Origin of the sequence: Micrococcoides hystricis, assembly GCF_042434215.1 — a bacterium.
Taxonomy (GTDB): Bacteria; Actinomycetota; Actinomycetes; order Actinomycetales; family Micrococcaceae; genus Micrococcoides; species Micrococcoides hystricis.
In genome coordinates this window covers 224,686-240,738 of the sequence record NZ_JBHLUB010000030.1, presented here as the reverse complement: position 1 = coordinate 240,738, position 16,053 = coordinate 224,686, and the positions used below count along the sequence as shown (strand labels likewise).

At 60.3% G+C, this 16,053-nt stretch carries 15 protein-coding genes and 1 tRNA gene; 2 read left to right on the top strand and 14 right to left on the bottom strand.

Annotated features, from left to right (window positions below; translation table 11 throughout):
- Positions 1-169: 169 nt before the first annotated feature.
- From ACFFFR_RS09150 to ACFFFR_RS09130, 5 genes are all read right to left on the bottom strand, one after another.
- Positions 170-466: a hypothetical protein gene (locus ACFFFR_RS09150; RefSeq protein WP_377459775.1), complete on the bottom strand. Its 297-nt coding sequence runs from the start codon at positions 464-466 to the stop codon at positions 170-172.
- Positions 467-562: 96 nt separating this feature from the next.
- Positions 563-1,924 carry a dicarboxylate/amino acid:cation symporter gene (locus ACFFFR_RS09145; RefSeq protein WP_377459773.1) on the bottom strand — a complete coding sequence of 454 codons (1,362 nt, stop codon included), beginning with the start codon at positions 1,922-1,924 and terminating at the stop codon, positions 563-565.
- Between the two features lie 426 nt (positions 1,925-2,350).
- A tRNA-Cys gene (locus ACFFFR_RS09140) sits at positions 2,351-2,420 on the bottom strand.
- Between the two features lie 52 nt (positions 2,421-2,472).
- Positions 2,473-4,134 carry a thiamine pyrophosphate-dependent enzyme gene (locus tag ACFFFR_RS09135; RefSeq protein ID WP_377459771.1) on the bottom strand — a complete coding sequence of 554 codons (1,662 nt, stop codon included), beginning with the start codon at positions 4,132-4,134 and terminating at the stop codon, positions 2,473-2,475.
- A 166-nt stretch (positions 4,135-4,300) separates the two neighbouring features.
- A complete protein-coding gene (locus ACFFFR_RS09130) occupies positions 4,301-5,263 on the bottom strand; it encodes an EamA family transporter (protein WP_377459770.1) in 963 nt (320 codons plus the stop codon).
- A 159-nt stretch (positions 5,264-5,422) separates the two neighbouring features.
- On the opposite strand from ACFFFR_RS09130, the gene ACFFFR_RS09125 reads away from it, so the two are divergent.
- Entirely contained in the window at positions 5,423-6,067 is a 645-nt protein-coding gene (locus tag ACFFFR_RS09125) for a PepSY domain-containing protein (RefSeq protein ID WP_377459768.1), read from the top strand.
- 144 nt (positions 6,068-6,211) lie between these two features.
- Here the strand turns inward: ACFFFR_RS09125 and ACFFFR_RS09120 are convergent, their stop codons facing one another.
- The 8 genes from ACFFFR_RS09120 to ACFFFR_RS09085 form a co-directional block, all read right to left on the bottom strand.
- The gene (locus ACFFFR_RS09120) at positions 6,212-6,583 is read right to left on the bottom strand and encodes a hypothetical protein (RefSeq protein ID WP_377459766.1); all 372 of its coding nucleotides are present in this window, start codon (positions 6,581-6,583) and stop codon (positions 6,212-6,214) included.
- 77 nt (positions 6,584-6,660) lie between these two features.
- Positions 6,661-7,272 carry a hypothetical protein gene (locus ACFFFR_RS09115; protein ID WP_377459764.1) on the bottom strand — a complete coding sequence of 204 codons (612 nt, stop codon included), beginning with the start codon at positions 7,270-7,272 and terminating at the stop codon, positions 6,661-6,663.
- A 42-nt stretch (positions 7,273-7,314) separates the two neighbouring features.
- Entirely contained in the window at positions 7,315-8,685 is a 1,371-nt protein-coding gene (locus tag ACFFFR_RS09110; RefSeq protein ID WP_377459762.1) for an MATE family efflux transporter, read from the bottom strand.
- Positions 8,686-8,694: 9 nt separating this feature from the next.
- The gene (locus ACFFFR_RS09105) at positions 8,695-9,516 is read right to left on the bottom strand and encodes a CPBP family intramembrane glutamic endopeptidase (protein ID WP_377459760.1); all 822 of its coding nucleotides are present in this window, start codon (positions 9,514-9,516) and stop codon (positions 8,695-8,697) included.
- 5 nt (positions 9,517-9,521) lie between these two features.
- Positions 9,522-10,442, bottom strand: coding sequence for a metal ABC transporter permease (locus ACFFFR_RS09100; RefSeq protein WP_377459758.1), 921 nt, complete (start codon positions 10,440-10,442; stop codon positions 9,522-9,524).
- Positions 10,439-11,350 (bottom strand): metal ABC transporter permease, encoded by a 912-nt coding sequence (locus ACFFFR_RS09095; RefSeq protein ID WP_377459756.1) that lies wholly within the window; start codon positions 11,348-11,350, stop codon positions 10,439-10,441. The genes ACFFFR_RS09100 and ACFFFR_RS09095 overlap by 4 nt, the downstream gene beginning before the upstream one ends.
- 22 nt (positions 11,351-11,372) lie before the next feature.
- Positions 11,373-12,122 (bottom strand): metal ABC transporter ATP-binding protein, encoded by a 750-nt coding sequence (locus ACFFFR_RS09090; RefSeq protein WP_377459754.1) that lies wholly within the window; start codon positions 12,120-12,122, stop codon positions 11,373-11,375.
- 25 nt (positions 12,123-12,147) lie between these two features.
- Complete coding sequence (locus ACFFFR_RS09085) at positions 12,148-13,113, bottom strand: metal ABC transporter substrate-binding protein (RefSeq protein WP_377459752.1); 966 nt, start codon at positions 13,111-13,113, stop codon at positions 12,148-12,150.
- 157 nt (positions 13,114-13,270) lie between these two features.
- Here ACFFFR_RS09085 and ACFFFR_RS09080 point away from each other — a divergent pair, with 157 nt between their 5' ends.
- Complete coding sequence (locus ACFFFR_RS09080; protein WP_377459750.1) at positions 13,271-14,122, top strand: fumarylacetoacetate hydrolase family protein; 852 nt, start codon at positions 13,271-13,273, stop codon at positions 14,120-14,122.
- A 120-nt stretch (positions 14,123-14,242) separates the two neighbouring features.
- Here ACFFFR_RS09080 and mhpA read toward each other — a convergent pair whose 3' ends face one another.
- Positions 14,243-15,988: a bifunctional 3-(3-hydroxy-phenyl)propionate/3-hydroxycinnamic acid hydroxylase MhpA gene (gene mhpA, locus ACFFFR_RS09075; RefSeq protein ID WP_377459748.1), complete on the bottom strand. Its 1,746-nt coding sequence runs from the start codon at positions 15,986-15,988 to the stop codon at positions 14,243-14,245.
- Positions 15,989-16,053: the final 65 nt, after the last annotated feature.

Genomic DNA, 16,053 nt, shown 5'->3' with positions numbered 1-16,053 from the left:
GCACCGCTCTGGGCTTCCGCAACCTGCTGCACTACATCACCAGAGCACTCCTGGACACCGGCGGATTCAGAACCAAAATACACTCATTTTTACGATGAGCCAGTTAACCACGGTCCAGATGACGTCCGTGCCATCGTCCTTGTGATCCAGGTAGCAGGCGAACCAGATACTACCGCCTATATCGTTGATGCGGACCGTCCACAATGGTGAAGGCCAACGCGGCGGCCGGGGCCACGGATTGGCAGTTGGCCAAGGTGGTTCCGGCCAAGTTCTTCAAGGTAAACGGCTCGCTCGAGCTCAAACGGAAGGTCTCCGGCAGCTGTACTACGAAAGTGCCCCTCTTGTTTGTGGCTCCGAGAATGATGCAATCAGCATGGAAGGTCAACGCGGTATCGGCCGAAATCACCGTATCCGAGCCAACCTCGGTGCCGTCGCCCTGCGGATCGATGCTAAGCGTTACCCGCATGTTCGACAACACTGGATTATGCTCGGCAGCGTTCGCCGCAAGTGGAGCCGCTACTAGGCTCAAGTGTTTCGACGAATGACTTTTAGTTGGCCTCGACTATTTAGCTTCAGCCTGTTCTGGCTCCGACTGAGCGCCCACCACATCGGCGCCAGTGGCCGAGTTGTACTTCTGCTCGTCTAGGATGCCCTCGCGCTTGGCCACGACAGTCGGCACCAGCGCCTGTCCGGCGACGTTTACAGCCGTGCGACCCATGTCTAGGATCGGGTCAATGGCCAGCAGCAGGCCGACGCCTTCCAGCGGCAGACCCAAAGTGGACAGGGTCAGGGTCAACATGACGATCGCGCCGGTCAGCCCCGCGGTGGCAGCAGACCCCACGACGGAGACAAAGACGATCAGCACGTAGTCGGTGAAGCTGAGATCCAGCCCAAAGAAGTGCGCAATGAAGATCGCGGAGATCGCCGGGTAGATGGAGGCGCAACCGTCCATCTTGGTGGTGGCCCCCAGCGGCACTGCGAAGGAGGTATAGGCCCGCGGCACTCCGAGGCTGCGCTCGGTGACGCGCTCGGTCACGGGCAGGGTGCCCAGCGAGGAGCGGGAGACAAAGGCCAGCTGGATCGCCGGCCAGGCGCCAGCGAAGAAGCGGCGGACTGACAGGCCGTTGAACTTGAGCACCAGCGGGTAGACACCGAAGAGCACCAGCACCAGACCGACATAGATGGCTACAGTGTAAGTGGCTAGTGGTGCGAGCAGATCCCAGCCGTAGGATGCCACGGCGTTACCGATCAGGCCCACGGTTCCCAGCGGGGCCAGCCGGATGATCCACCACAGCACGGTCTGGATGATGTCCAGCGCCGACTGGTTGAAGGTCAGGAACGGCTCGGCTTTCTTGCCGGTGCGAAGCGCGGCGATGCCGATCGCAAGCGCGATGACCACGATCTGCAGCACGTTGAAGTTCAGGCTTGGTTCATCCCCGCCGCGGATGCCGAGGGCCAAGAAGTTGGTCGGCAGCAGGCCGGTGAGGAAGTCCAACCAGGAACCGGTCCGGTTCGGCGCGGCGGCTTGGGAGGCATCGATGTTAGTGTTGAACCCCGGCTTGGCCAGCAGCCCCAGAGCAATGCCGATGCCGGTGGAGATCAGCGCGGTAATGGCAAACCAGAGTAAGGTTTGTCCGGCCAGACGGGCCGCGTTGGTGACCTGCCTCAGGTTGGCAATAGAGGCCACGATCGCGGTGAACACCAGCGGTGGCACGATCGCTCGGAGCAGCGAGATGAAGGTGGAGCCAATGGTAGATAGGGTGGTGGTCAGCCAGTTCGGGCTCTCACCGTCAGGGCCGGTCGGGCCGATCTGCAGAGCCAACCATCCTAGGAGTACGCCAAGCGCCAGACCGATCAGGACTTGGGCGCCGAAGGAAGGAAGTTTGAACCTTCTCTGTGTTTTTTCTTCAGCCACGGGATTCATGACCTTTCTAAAATGATGTATTTTGTCTCAGAATAGGGTGAATAGTGACATGACAACCAGTGCACTGTCATAGTACGTCACGGTTGACTCGTTGCTCACACGAGGGAATAACAGAGGTCAGGCCAAGCAAGCTAAGCCGAATCGGGATGGCGGCCAATGACTGATTATTGAGACCATAGCCACTTTTAGACAAGGCTTTGTAATCGCAGCCGTCAAGAAAACGTTGGAGCTTTGCCATCTTTGGACCGCTACCGCCAATTCAAGCCCCCCACCGCAGCTTGGAACAAGGCACGAGATACATCGTCGATAAGTCTGACGCTCCGATTCTCGCCGAAGTCGAAAAAACGACGAGCAAACTGCGCGAGGCGTTCGGAGTCCGCGCACCTGCATCTTCCGACGGCAGGTCTCGTTGCATGTCAAACGTAGAGGTGGGGGCAGGATTCGAACCTGCATGCACGACCTTGCGGGTCGTTGCCTACCATTCAGCCACCCCACCGGGGGTACTTACGAGCCTAGCAGTAGGCCCGTAAGTGTGGCCCTGAAAGAAGTTAGTACGCTGCTGCGCGTTGTTCCACGAAGAGGTGGATCAGTGCGAACTTGCCATCCTTGATGGCGGCCAGCGCCCCGTCAATAGCTGCCGGGATCTCCGCGTTGGTCCTGGCGGAGAAGCCGACGCCACCGTAGGAGTCGGCCATCATGGCGAAGTCCGGGTTGACCAGCTGGGTGCCGGAGATGCGTCCCGGGTAGTGGCGTTCCTGGTGGGTGCGGATGGTGCCGTATTCGGCGTTGTCCATCACGATCACCAGTGGCGTCGCCCCGTACTGGGTTGCGGTCGCGAGCTCGTTGGCGTTCATCATGAACTCGCCGTCACCGGCGATGGTGACGACCAACTTCTCCGGGAACATCTTGCACGCGGCAATGGCCGAGGGCACAGAGTAGCCCATGGAGCCGTTACCGCAGGAGACCAAGGAGCGGAAGGTGCGGGTTGGGAAGTAGCGGTGCGCCCAGTTGGTGTGCTCGCCGGCACCGAAAGTGACCATGGCGTCCTCCGGCAGTTGAGGCACCAAGTGGGCCATCATGGCGTCCATGGTGGCGGTGACATCGCTGGCGTCTGCCGGTGGCAGCGCCGCGAAGGATTCCTGTTCGCGTCGCATGACCCCGCGCCACTGGTCCCAAGAGTCCTTGGTCTCGACTTTGAGGTTCACCAAGTCTTCGACGAAACCGGCAGGTTTGGCCACGATGTGCTTGGTGACCGGGCCGGAGCGGCCGCGCAGGGAGGTATCGATGGTCACCAAGAAGTTGGTGTTCTCCCAGTTTTGGCGGGCCATGTAGCCGGAGGTGACCACATCCCCGGGCACCGTGCCCACGTAGATCACCAAGTCGGTGGCTTCCAGAATGTCAATGGAGGGTCGTGGCCGGCCGTAGCCGATCGGGCCCACGTAGCAGTCCGAACCGGATGGGACGACGCCTTGAGTGCGCCATTCGGCGGCGGCCGGGATCCGGTGCTCTTCCAGCCAGGCGGTCAGTTTAGCGGCGCACTCTTCGGTCCAGTCGGAGCCACCGGTGACGACCAGTGGCTTCTCGGACTTGGCCAGAGCTTCCTGCAGGTCTTGGTAGTCGTCGCGGACCATGCCGCCGACCGCCACCGGGATGACCGGGTGAAGTTCCGGGGAGATCTGTTCCTGAATGACATCTTCTGGCAGGCCGACAATGACCGGACCAGGGCGGCCGGACTTGGCGGCGAAGAAGGCCTCGGCGACGATCTCGGAGGCGCGTTCAGCCTGATCGAGCACCATGACGCGCTTGGCGCCGGTGTTGAACCAGGCGCGAATGTCGAATTCTTGGAAGGCTTCGCGGTCGCGGTCGGCAAAAGGAATCAGGCCGACGAACAGGACCATCGGGGTGGAATCCTGCCAGGCGGTATGCAGGCCGACGTGTGCGTTGGCGGCACCGGGGCCTCGGGTCACCATGGCGACACCCGGGATATCGCTGAGCTTGCCGTCGGCTTCAGCCGCATAGGCTGCGCCACCTTCGTGGCGGCACACCATGGTTTCAATCCCGGAGTCATACAGGCCGTCGAGGACGTCTAGGAAAGATTCGCCGGGCACAATCCAGGTGCGGTCTACACCGTGGGCTTTGAGCGAGTCGACGATAACGTGGCCAGCACTCTTGGTGGCCCCGCCGACGGCAGAGGTAGCTGCAGTGGTCATTAATTCTCCAATGTTGTCTGCGCAAAGGGCACCGCGCAGGATCTTTGGGGGTCCGTCTTTTTGACAAAAGATTTAACCAAACTTACCGCTTTTCACCGCCGCGGACGGATTCTTCGGTTCATGAACGCCGCGCGTCCCGACACATTGTGACTAGTGCCACAATCAACTAGTCGTGAGTGATACTCGGTTGGTTCCGGCCGTGGTCCAACTTGATCAAAATAATGCCACCAAGGATGAACAGACCGCCGAACAGCTGCGAAGGTTTCAGATCCTGGCTGATGAAAAGCCACGCCCACAAAGTCGCGAACATGACTTCGGTCAAGGAGATAAAGGACGCCAACGTGGAGCCAAGGAAACGGGCCGAGTACACGCCGGTGATGTAGGCGGTCACGGTCGCCAGCAATACCAACACCACCAGTGGCACCCAGAACGGCAACTCGGCGTAACCGAACTTGGAGGTGAACTCGACCGGGTTCGCGGTCATGGCGAACGGCAAAATGCCGACCAGAGACAATAAACCGATTGCAGCCGAACCCACGAACATGCCGCCACAGGTCATCACGATCGGGTGCAAACCGCCGGTATCTCTGGCTCCGATCGCGAAGTACAGGGCCAGACAGACCGCAGACAGCAGCGCCGCGATCACGCCAAGCGCGTCGAGCTCGATCCCCTCACCCAGCAGATTCTCAATAACCCCGATAACCAATGCCAGACCGACTAGGGCGAGCAGCGATCCGATGATGGTCAGTCCGCGCGGGGCGATGCCGGTGCGGAACCAGATCCACCCCACGATCAGCAGGGGCGCCATGTGCTCGATCAACAAGGCGACCGACACATCCAAGCGGGAGACAGCCACAAAGTAGAAGTACTGCATGCCGGCCATGGCCGCCAGACCGAAGGCCACGATGACCTTCCAGTTCGCCCGAACCACCGGCCACTGCTTCCGTGCAATCAACACCGCCGGCAGCAACAGCACGAGTCCGGAAAGACTCAACCTTGCAGCCACCGCCGCACCGGAGGTCCACCCGGAGGCCACAATCGCGGACGCGGTGGCACCGGACAACGCAAAGGTGGCTGCGGAGATGAGCGCCACCAGAATCGGCAAGCTGGCGCGGGTAGAAGTGGTCACAGCCACATCCTATCCACGAGTTTCGCGCAGGGAAGAATAAGAAGATTCTCACGCAAAAAACGGCAACAAAATCTTCAGCGAGCTTATGTTTTCTGGTTTGATGGAATCAGTACCGCGCTTCTGGCGCGGGCGCAAGCATTTCCCCAAAAAGGAGAAGTCATGGATAACAACGCTAAATCTTCACGTTTCGTCGGCGCTTTGTCATTGGCCGCCGCAGCCGCTCTCGCGCTGAGCGCCTGCGCCACGGACAACAATGCAACCGAGAGCCCGACACCGACGAATGACACCGCATCCGTGGCGGCTTCTCCAACCGAAACCACCACTGACGACCAGTCCCCAACCACCGAGGACACCCAGACCGCAACCACTGACGACAACCAGGCCACCGGCGATGACAAGTTTGAAGACGTCATCAAGGTTGCCGAAGGCGAAGTTTCTGGCTCCAAGGCCATCGACTACGAGTTCGATGAAGGCGACGGCCCAGATGCCTACGAGATCGATGTTGTTGACGGCAACAACGTCAAGCATGAGATCGACATTGACGTAGACGGCTCGACCGTTACCAAGAACGAGCAGGATGACACCCTGGATGGCGACGACCTGAAGGAATTTGAAGGCGCCACCGTTTCCATCGTGGACGCCGTGAAGGCCGCCCGCGGTGAAGCAGGCGACTCCGCCGTGGTCGACGAAGTCGAACTGGAATGGGAAGACAACAAGTCCGTCTGGGAAGTGAAGTTCAAGGACGGCACCACCGAGACCAAGGTCAAGGTTGACGCCGGCTCCGGAGACGTCATCTCCAAGTAAGGGCTCAGTAACGCTTACGCGGTAAGCGCTCTCGACGCACACACAAAGGTGCGGGTCAGCAAAGTCTGGCCCGCACCTTCGTTGTCATATACGCGAAAACGGCCCGGAGAATGTCCGGACCGTTTTGCTCAAAATGTTGGGGTTCTAGGCGCTCTTGCCGTCTTCCTCGTCCTTTTTGGCACGGTTGGCAGCGCGCTCTTCAGCTTCTTTGCGGGCGCGTTCGGCCTGCTGGCGGCGGAACACGTCTTCCGAGCGGCGGTTAATACCGGCACCTTCAGAGATCGAGGACGGATTGTCCTTGGCGGCCATGGACATCATGGACACAAGGACTAGGGACGCGGCGAAGGTGACGCCGAAGGCGATCAGACCCAGGTCAATCCGCCAACCGTCGGCGGACCCACCTGCAGAGGTGATGGAGACAACCGAGAACGCCACCAAAGCAAGCACCAATGAGAAGATCAGTGGCGCCTTAATGGTCGATAGGTAGCTCTTTGGCTCTTTGTTCTTGGCTGACACTAAATAACCTTTCTGAAGATCCCCAATGATCTAGTCTAGGCCTTTTCGATCGAGGGTCGAAAACTCTGTGAGGCAGGCTACAGGGTTGACTCGCCTGCTGCGGTGGTCGATGATTCGGCGGTTTCTCGCTTGGCTTCGTAACGGTAGCCAAAAGTCGTAATCAGACCGAAGACCGCGACGATGAGCATGCCGCCTGCCAGCACCCCAAGGATGCCGTGCTCGTTGAGCTGGTTGGCCAACAGCAGGAACACACCGGTACCGGCATGAGCGATGCCGATGACCAAGAAGTCACGGGCCGGCCAAAAGCTGGACCGCCCCCGAAAGTAGGCGACCACTTCAGCCACACCGGCTATCCCCAGCGTGCCGCCGATGACAATCGCTTCAAGCTGCGGTGTCGTGACAAACAGCATGCCCACGCCGCCGAGCATGAGCACAATCGCGGCCAACAACTGCGGGAGCTGAATCGGCACAGAGGCCTTCGGCGCATGCGCCGTGCTCACTTTGACGTGATCGTAGATCTGAGACGCGGTCAACACAAACAGCGCGGCTGCTCCAAAGCGCAGATAGGTGTTGTCGAGCGAGAAGATGAAGATCGTGGGAATCGCGAACAGCGCCGCGATCAACGCGCGCAAAAAGACAGGTCGGGTCAGCGCACGCGCGAGTGCAGGATCAGTTGGGAGTGCAGCCATGGGTTCCAGTTTAGACCCGGAAGCTGGGCGGAGTGTAAAAACTCAGCCCAGCCCCGCGACCATCCACTTCTCGTTGCGGACCCGCCACGCAAGCGTGGCTGCGCGCGCACCCAGGTAGACGATCCCGAAAGCAACCCACAACCACACGATGGCTGCCAAGCCTTCGGGACGGCTGGCAACCACGGCCACCAGAGCCGGCACGTAGATCGCCAAGTTGATCACACCGGCCAATGCCAAGTAGCGGGCATCCCCCGCGCCAATCAGCACGCCGTCTAGGACGAAAACCAGTCCAGCCACCGGCTGGGACACGGCCAGCACCCACATGCCGACCGTAAAGGCCTCCTGCACTCCTTGATCTGGTGAGAACAGCGGGGCAATCAGTGGTGCCAGCAGCCCAAGAATCAGGCCGGTGGCGATGCCGAAGTAGATACCCCAGCGCATCATGGTCTTGTTCAAGGTGCTGGCAACGTTGAGCCTTCCGGCCCCGAGTTCCTTACCGATCATGGCTTGGGCTGCAATCGCGAGCGCATCCAGCACAAAGGCAAGCGTGGAGTACACCGTCATGATGAGCTGGTGGGCGGCCAGAATCGTGTCTCCAAGGTCGGTCGCCACCCACACCGTAATGAGGAAAGCCACGCGCATGGAGGCGGTCCGCAACATCAACCACGAGCCGACCTTCGTGTTCGCAAGCATGCCGGCACGGGTCGGTCGGAAGCGCACATCTGCGGCGCGCATGCGCGGCAGAATGATCCACAGGTAGGCAATGGCCATGCCCCATTGGGCGATCGAGGTGCCAAGACCGGCGCCAAAAACGGACAGCTGGAAACCGTACACCAGCAACAGGTTCAGGGCGATGTTCGCGCCGAAGCCGGCCGCAGCCACGACCAGTGGTGTCTTGGTGTCTTGGAACCCGCGCAGCAAACCGGTGGCGGCCAACACCAAGAGCATGGCGGGCAAGCCCGGCAGGGAGGCCAACACGTAGTCGGCGGCATACCGGTAAGTGTCGCCCTCTCCACCCATAAGCTGAAGTGTTGGCCCCGCGAAGAGCGCCCCGCCGGCAACTAGGACCAAACCGAGAATGAAGGCGACGGCAAGACCGTCCCGGCCCATGGCCAGCGCCAGCCCTTCACGGCGTGCGCCGACGGCCCGTGCCACCGATGAGGTGGTGGAGTAGGCCAAGAAGATCATCATGCCGACTACGGTTTGGATCAGTACCGAGCCGAGGGCGAAGCCTGCCAGTTGTGGCACGCCGAGCCGCCCAATGATGGCCGCGTCGGCCAGCAGGAAAATCGGTTCGGCAATGAGCGCCCCCAAGGCGGGTAGCGCAAGAGCAATAATCTGCCGCCCCAAAATGGACGGCGGTGGCACAGCCCCCGAATTTTCGGATTCGGGGGAACAATCCGCTGAAGTCATGGCCCCAGCTTAGAGCGACAGCAGCACCCCTGCCCACCCCAGCCACGCGACGCTGACTTCCGTATCTAGGCCCATGCCCTGGGTGGCATACAGCAGGATTAAGGCAACAAAGTTGTTGAGAGCGTGCAGCAACCACGCCATAAAAAGCGACTTGCGCATCAGCACATAGAAGATACCGATCGCGATGCCTTGGCCCAGATACGGCACAAGGGCTTGGAAGGATAGGTCCCCGCCGCTGATGAAGTGGATCGAGGCAAAGGCGAGTGCGGAGATGGCCACCATGAGCCATTCGATCTTGAATCGGCGGCTGACTTTACCGATCAGCAGATGACGAAAGATGTACTCTTCGACCAGCGGGCCCATCAGGACCACCACGATGAACATGAGCCAGAACGGTGCCGCCGTGGTCATCTGTTGGATGCTTTCTTGGTTCAGGCTTTGTTGCACCCCGCCGGCGGCCGCGGCGAGCCCGATCGAAATGGCGATCGAGCCAAGCCACGCAACCGGGATCCACAGCAGGTGTACCGGTGAGAAGCGTCCTTTGCCCGGCATGGATCGCTTCAGATCTTTCCCTGCGGCGATCAGCACCAAGATAACCAGCACCAAGTACACGACGGCGTTGGCACCGAAGGTGAGCGCTTCCAAACCAACTCCGGCATCTGAGAGCCGCAAGATCACCGGTGCCAGCGCGAACATGCCACCAACCATCAACACCGGATAGGCGATCAGCGTGACCGTATCCATCCACCAGAATCGTCCCGGACCGATGTTGGCGTCTTTCAAGTCGGGCGCAGTTCGGGTACGAACCGAAGGCGGGTAATACATGTTCATGGGGTTCAGTCTACTGAAAGGGCCCTACCTGTTTGGCTCCTCCGAAGGGCTGAACCGGCCGTTGCCGACCGGGTCCTCTCCTGCCAGCGGCTCAGGCCCAGAGCCGCGAGGAAGACGACCCCGTAGCTGACCGCCATCATGGCCGATGTCGGGGCGTCCAGCTGGTAGGCCAGTAGGAACCCGCCTGCTCCCACTGCCACCGCCACGACGGCGGTCAGGGCAAACATGGTGACCAGTCGCTGGGCAAACAACTGAGCGGTCGCAGCCGGTGCCACCACCAAAGAGATCACCAAGACCGCTCCGATCGCCTCAAAGGCGGCAGTGACCGTCAGCGAAACCAAGAACATGAACAGCGCATTCACGGTCCCAGCCGGGATACCGGTTGCCCGCGCAAAGGCCGGGTCAAAGGTGGTGACCTTCAGCTGCCGGTAGTTCAGGACAATGAACGCAACGTTGATCAGGCCCATCACCAGCATCAGGTACAGGTATGTTGGCCCCAACGAATAAGCGCCGGCACCGGTATGGATGATCCATTGGCCGGAGGCCGCCAAGTTCACGTCCCCGAGCATGACCATGTCGATATCTAGGTGAATGTCGCCGAAACCGACCGTGATCGCCAAGACACCGGCAGCAAACAGGGCCGGGAAGATGAGCCCCTGCGGTGCGTCCCCGGAGACCAAGCCAGTGCGTTGAATCAGTTCCGCACCCAGCACCACGACGAGTCCGGACAGGGCCGCCCCTGCAATCAGCAGCGGCGACTCCAGATTGTGGGTGATGATGAACCCCGCCACGATGCCCGGTAAGATCGCATGCCCGATCCCGTCCACCAGCATGGCCGAACGGCGCAACACCACAAACACCCCGGGAATCGCGGTGACGATGGCTGTCGCCAGCGTCAGCAGCAAGGCGGCGAGGAAAATGCTCATTTGCTCAAGACCTCCGCCCGGTACTTCCTGCGCAACTGGAGCTGCCGCAGAACCGAGCGCCGCGGTGAGATCAGCAACGCCAAGACGAACTCCACGAAGAGCAACAGCACGATGATCGGGCCGGTGGGCACTTTGCCCAGCTGCACGGAAATATAAGATCCCAGCATACCCGTTCCGGCGCCGATCAGCCCGGCCAGCAGCATCATGGACCACAGCCGGTCAACAAACTGCCGGGCAATGACCGGCGGGGTGATCAAGAAGGCCACCATCAGCACTAGGCCGACCGCTTTGGTGCCCATGACGACGGCCAAGGTGATGGTCGTGAACATGGCCCCGTCAATGAACCAGGCTTTCAGCCCAATGGTCTGGGCGAAACGCGGGTCGAAGGCTTGGACCAAGAATTCCTTCCACAGCAGGGCCACGATGACCCCGGCAGCTCCAGCAACGAGGATCAGAGTCACTAGATCCGCCCGGGTCAACGTGGCGGCGTTACCAAAGAGATAATCTTTGATCCCGCCCTTACCCGGGTAATCACCCCGAGAAATATGGTTCATCAACAGCAGTCCCAGCCCGAAGAGTGAAGCCAACACAATCGCCATGGCGGCATCCATGTTGACCTTGGACACGCGGGTGAAGAAGTCAGTCAGCCACATGGCGCCACCGCCAAAGACGAGCGCCCCGATGATCAACACCGGCATGGTTCTGCCGTCGATGCCGAGCACCAGCACGCTGATGAGGAACGCTGCCATCGTGCCCGGCAGGGCCGAGTGGGCGATGACGTCGGCCGCGAGCGCTTGCTTGCGCACATAGGTGTAGGTGCCCAGTGCACCGGAGATCAACCCGATGATGGCCGTGCCAAGGCTGACCATCATGAAGGTGTGGTCCGTGAAGAACTCCACCAGCGTCACGCTCACTCCTTTCTAGGTCTGCTCACGGTTGGGTTTGGAAGGTTTGGGTTACATTGGCGTCCGTGAAAGTCGTTTCCACGGGGCCTGCGGCGAGGACGGTTCCGTTCAGGAGCGCCACATGATCGCAATACTGCGGAATCGTGCCCAAATCGTGGTGCACCATCACGACCGTCTTGCCTTCATCGCGCAGACCGTGCAGCACATCGATGATGGCAGCCTGCGTTCGGGCGTCCACGCCGGCGAATGGCTCATCCAGCAGCACAATGTCTGCTTCTTGGGCCAAGGTTCGGGCTAAGAACACGCGCTGACGTTGGCCGCCGGAGAGCTGACCGATCTGTCGTTTGGCCAGATCAGCCACCCCGGTGCGTTCCATCGCGGCACCGGCGATGTCCTTCTCCGCCGAACCGGGCCGGCGGAACCAGCCCAGACGCTGGTAGGTACCCATCAGCACCACGTCTTTGACGGTGGTGGGAAAGTCCCAGTCCACGGAGGTGTTCTGCGGCATGTACCCCACCCGTTTACGAACCCGCCGCAAAGGTTGGTCGAAAAACTTCACGCTGCCGTGCAGAGTGGGAATCAACCCAAGTATGCCGTTGAGCAAGGTTGATTTACCCGCCCCGTTCGGTCCCACAATCCCGAACACAGACCCGGTCGGCACGCTTAGGTTTGCATGCTGCAGCGCCACGTTGTTCCGGTAGGCCACCGACAAGTCCCGCACTGTTACGGCTGGGGCGCTTTCGTGGTGGGCTAAGTCAGGGTGTTCGGACTGCATACGGATCTTCTCTGCTGACGGAGGGTTACTCAGTTTCGCCGAGCGCCTCGGCGATGGTTTCAACATTATGCGCAAATGCCCCTAGATAGGTGTCAACGGGTGCTTCTGGCCCCATGGAGTCGGCAAAAAGTTCTTCGCTCGAGACCTCAACAGCACCGCCCCGGGCGGTCACCGCTTCTTTTAGCGAGGTGATGGCCTGCGGATTTTTCTGGTTGTCCTGGAAGATCACCGGGATCTCGTGCTCGGCGATCACGTCAGCCAATTCAGACAGCTCGGCTGCTGACAGCTCCGCTTCCGTTGAAATGAAGTCGGTGGCCCGGATTTCCAAGTTGTAGGCGCGCCCCAGATAGTTGAACGCGTCATGACCGGTGATGACCACGCGACGGTCCTCCGGAATGGTGTCCAACTGCTTTTGCGCTTTGGCATCAAGCTCGGCGATGTCCTGTTGGAATTCTTTGGCGTTCTGAAGGTATTGCTCGGCGTTATCTGGATCGTGCTTGCCGAGGAATTCTGCGCTGAACTCCACGACTTGGGACCACAGGTCCGGGTCATTCCAGACGTGCGGGTCATACATGCCCCCAAAGTCATCGTCGTCTCCGGCCTTGATGAGATCGTCGGTGGGCAGCTGCTCGGCAACCGCCAATTGACGATCACCCTGTTCGGCCAACACCTTGCCGGCCACGGCTTCTAGGTGCAGCCCATTCCAGAGAACCACGTCGGCGGAATTGAGGCGCTCAATGTCCTTGGTGGACAGCTGGTAGGTGTGCGGGTCGGCTCCAGGGCCAACCATGGTGGTTACCTCCACATCGGGTGCGATTCGTTTGACGGCATCCGCCAAATACATGGTGGTGGCAAACACGGTCAAAGGTTCGTCTGCTGCGCGCTGAGGTGCACCATCTTCGTTGACGGCGCAGCCGCTCAGCAGCAGGGCAAGTGCCGCGATCACGCCAGTGATTAGGCGGGAAACAGCACTTCGCGAGTGAGTGATCATGGACTCTCCAACATAATTGTACGGCAAGACGTAGTTAAGAATACTATGCGGACTGAGTTAAGTCATATCTCGTTTGCCGCATGCACGGTTGTGGTCCGGAACACAGTACAGTAGGGCGAGTGCGGAGGAGCAACATCAACCATCTGCAAGGAGACTTATGAAACTGGCAACGATTCGCAGCACCCACTCGGAAACGTTCGCAGCCCTGCTACGTGAGGACGAACTGGTCGAGCTTCCGGGGTTTGCGGACGTAGGGGCCTTTCTCCGTGCTCCGGCTGCCGAACAAGATCGAGCCATTAAAGCCGCCACCAGCGATAACGGATCCCTGCAGACGGTGTCGGCGCAGAACGCCGACTTCGCGCCGTTGCTGGTCGCACCTTCTAAGACCATCTGTGTTGGGCTGAACTACGCCGACCACATCAAGGAGACCGGGAACGAAACGCCGAAGTTCCCGACCCTGTTCGCCAAGTTCGCGGACACTCTGGCCGGCGCCCATGACGACATCCAGATCCCGGAAGAAGATCACCGGATCGACTGGGAAGCCGAATTGGTGATCGTGATCGGTTCCGGTGGCCGCCGCATCCCTGGAGATCAGGCGGCACAGGCAATTGCCGGTTACACAATCGCCAATGACATTTCCATGCGCGGCTACCAGGGTCGCACCATGGAGTGGCTTCAGGGCAAGATCTGGGACGCCACGACTCCGGTGGGCCCTTACATGCTCTCTGCTGACGAGTTTGATCCGGCCGCTCGGATCTACACCACGGTCAACGGGGAAACGGTTCAAGATGACACCTTGGACACTCAGGTGTTTTCACCGGCCGAGCTGGTCGCCTATATTTCCACAATCACGACCTTGCGTGCAGGTGACTTGATTCTGACCGGCACCCCGGCTGGTGTCGCCCTTGGCCGCCGCAACGAGGAGGGTCGTCACCCATGGCTGAAGGCTGGAGACGAGATCACCGCGGGCATTGAGGGGATCGGCGAGCAGCGCAACAAGCTGGTCTAACCGCCCATTCAGAGAACTTAAACAGCACAGGGTCTAGGTGGCCGGCCTGAACGGCGCACCTAGACCCTGCTTGTCTGTGTGTTCTTGTTTATTGGTTAGCGTACGCTTGCGCTCTTCTCCTTAGCGGGCGGAGTACGCGGTGTGCACGTCCTGCTGGCTGCGATGCATCGCCGCTAGGATCCCGGCCAAGGTTGCGGGGGCGTGCTGCACCAGGCAGGCGCCGGCGACGAACTTGTCAGGGCGCAGGAACACGACCGGGGTTGGTCGGTCGTCGAACCATTTCTTGACCGCACCGGTATGATCGCCCAGTACCGTGACATCGTCACTGATCTGTGCCTGCAAGAAGTCGCGCTGGGTTTGCGGCACGATGCACACCAGGCTGGCGCCGAGCGCCTTGAGCTGCTGAATGGACTCCTCCGGGAGCACCTTGTGTGGGTCGTTGCCCCAGACGACCACGGACCACCACGGTCCGATCGCATCATCGAGTTTCTGCTCGCCCTGCGCGTCAGTCATGACAAGCGGCTGCGGGAACTGCAGTCCGACAGGAGAAACGTCGCTATTGGCCGTCCGGAACGGGGTGAGCTTTGCCGTGATCTTGGCGGCGGCGGTGCCGGGACGTTGGGTGGACGGATCGACCAATACACCGGTGTGGTAGCGGGGCATGGGCTTGAACTTCATGGACGCGAAATAGTCTTTGACCTGCGGCAACAGGTTCAAGACCTTGGATGCGGCATCCCGAGCCTTGGCTCCGACCGGGTTGGTGATCTTGATGAACTTTCCGAAGGTCAGGGACAACTCGACCATGGCAGCGGCGTGATCGCGACGCTCAGCGGTATAGGTATCCAAGAGAGCGTCGTCCGCGTCTCCGGCAAGGACGGTGGCCAGCTTCCACCCCAAGTTGGTGGCATCTCGCATACCCGAGTTCCAGCCTTGGCCAAGCCAGACGGGCATCAGGTGCGCGGCGTCCCCCGCGATGAGCTGGCGGCCCTTGCGGAATGAACCGGCGACTCGACCGTGGTGGGTGAAGACGCGGCGGCGGATGAAGTCGAGATTGGACGGGTCTGGGACGTGGTCCTTGAGCAACTCGTTGACGAAGTCCGGGTCGGTGACTTGGTCTTCTGACTCGTGATCGTGCAGCATGAACTCAAAGCGGCGCACGGCGTGTGGCAGGCCGATCGAGACGTAAGGCCGGTGCGGGTCTGCACCCAAGAAGACATTCGGGGTGCCCAACGGGTCATTGTTCACGTCGACGACCAGCCAGCGGGTGGACGGGGACTCCCCATCAAAGCTGACACCCATCCGTTTACGGGTCGGGGACTTACCCCCTTCACAGCCAACGAGGTACTGGCCGCGCACATGGATGGTCTTGGTGGCACCGTTATCCTCAAGGACGTTCACGACGGCTGTGACGCCGTCAGCGTCTTCTTCCGCGTCAACGACCGTGTGGTTGAAGTACACCGAAATATCCTTGAAACGGTCAAGGCCCTCGTAGAGGACCCGGTCGACTTCGGGCTGGATGAAGCCGTGTTTGCGGTCCCAACCGAACTCTTTGGTCTGCGGGTTGTTCACCAGCATGACGGTGCCGTTGGCATTGACGATGCGCATGATGTGCTGCGGATTGGTGTGCGGGAGCACCTGCCCATCCAACCCGACCGCCTGAATGGTGCGGAACGATTCATCATCCAAACCCACACCGCGCGGGTAATCGATCAGGGACGGCAAGGTCTCTAAAACCATGGCCTTGCGACCGAACTTGCCCAACAGGTTGGCCAGCATCAGCCCGACCGGACCGGCGCCGACGATGATCACTTCCGTCTGGAGCACCTCAACCGGGTTGATACCCACATGTTTTGCAGCTGCAGCCATCACTCACCTCTTTCTGTGCAATTAGTACACAAAGATATTCATCTAGTACACGTTACAGCTATGAT

What these genes read in the sequence shown, in the direction of transcription:
- ACFFFR_RS09110 (WP_377459762.1), bottom strand. Translation starts at nt 8,685, where the DNA reads ATGACTTCAGCGGATTGTTCCCCCGAATCCGAAAATTCGGGGGCTGTG.
- ACFFFR_RS09085 (WP_377459752.1), bottom strand. Translation starts at nt 13,113, where the DNA reads ATGATCACTCACTCGCGAAGTGCTGTTTCCCGCCTAATCACTGGCGTG.
- ACFFFR_RS09100 (WP_377459758.1), bottom strand. Translation starts at nt 10,442, where the DNA reads ATGAGCATTTTCCTCGCCGCCTTGCTGCTGACGCTGGCGACAGCCATC.
- ACFFFR_RS09135 (WP_377459771.1), bottom strand. Translation starts at nt 4,134, where the DNA reads ATGACCACTGCAGCTACCTCTGCCGTCGGCGGGGCCACCAAGAGTGCT.
- mhpA (WP_377459748.1), bottom strand. Translation starts at nt 15,988, where the DNA reads ATGGCTGCAGCTGCAAAACATGTGGGTATCAACCCGGTTGAGGTGCTC.
- ACFFFR_RS09125 (WP_377459768.1), top strand. Translation starts at nt 5,423, where the DNA reads ATGGATAACAACGCTAAATCTTCACGTTTCGTCGGCGCTTTGTCATTG.
- ACFFFR_RS09145 (WP_377459773.1), bottom strand. Translation starts at nt 1,924, where the DNA reads ATGAATCCCGTGGCTGAAGAAAAAACACAGAGAAGGTTCAAACTTCCT.
- ACFFFR_RS09090 (WP_377459754.1), bottom strand. Translation starts at nt 12,122, where the DNA reads ATGCAGTCCGAACACCCTGACTTAGCCCACCACGAAAGCGCCCCAGCC.
- ACFFFR_RS09115 (WP_377459764.1), bottom strand. Translation starts at nt 7,272, where the DNA reads ATGGCTGCACTCCCAACTGATCCTGCACTCGCGCGTGCGCTGACCCGA.
- ACFFFR_RS09105 (WP_377459760.1), bottom strand. Translation starts at nt 9,516, where the DNA reads ATGAACATGTATTACCCGCCTTCGGTTCGTACCCGAACTGCGCCCGAC.
- ACFFFR_RS09080 (WP_377459750.1), top strand. Translation starts at nt 13,271, where the DNA reads ATGAAACTGGCAACGATTCGCAGCACCCACTCGGAAACGTTCGCAGCC.
- ACFFFR_RS09150 (WP_377459775.1), bottom strand. Translation starts at nt 466, where the DNA reads ATGCGGGTAACGCTTAGCATCGATCCGCAGGGCGACGGCACCGAGGTT.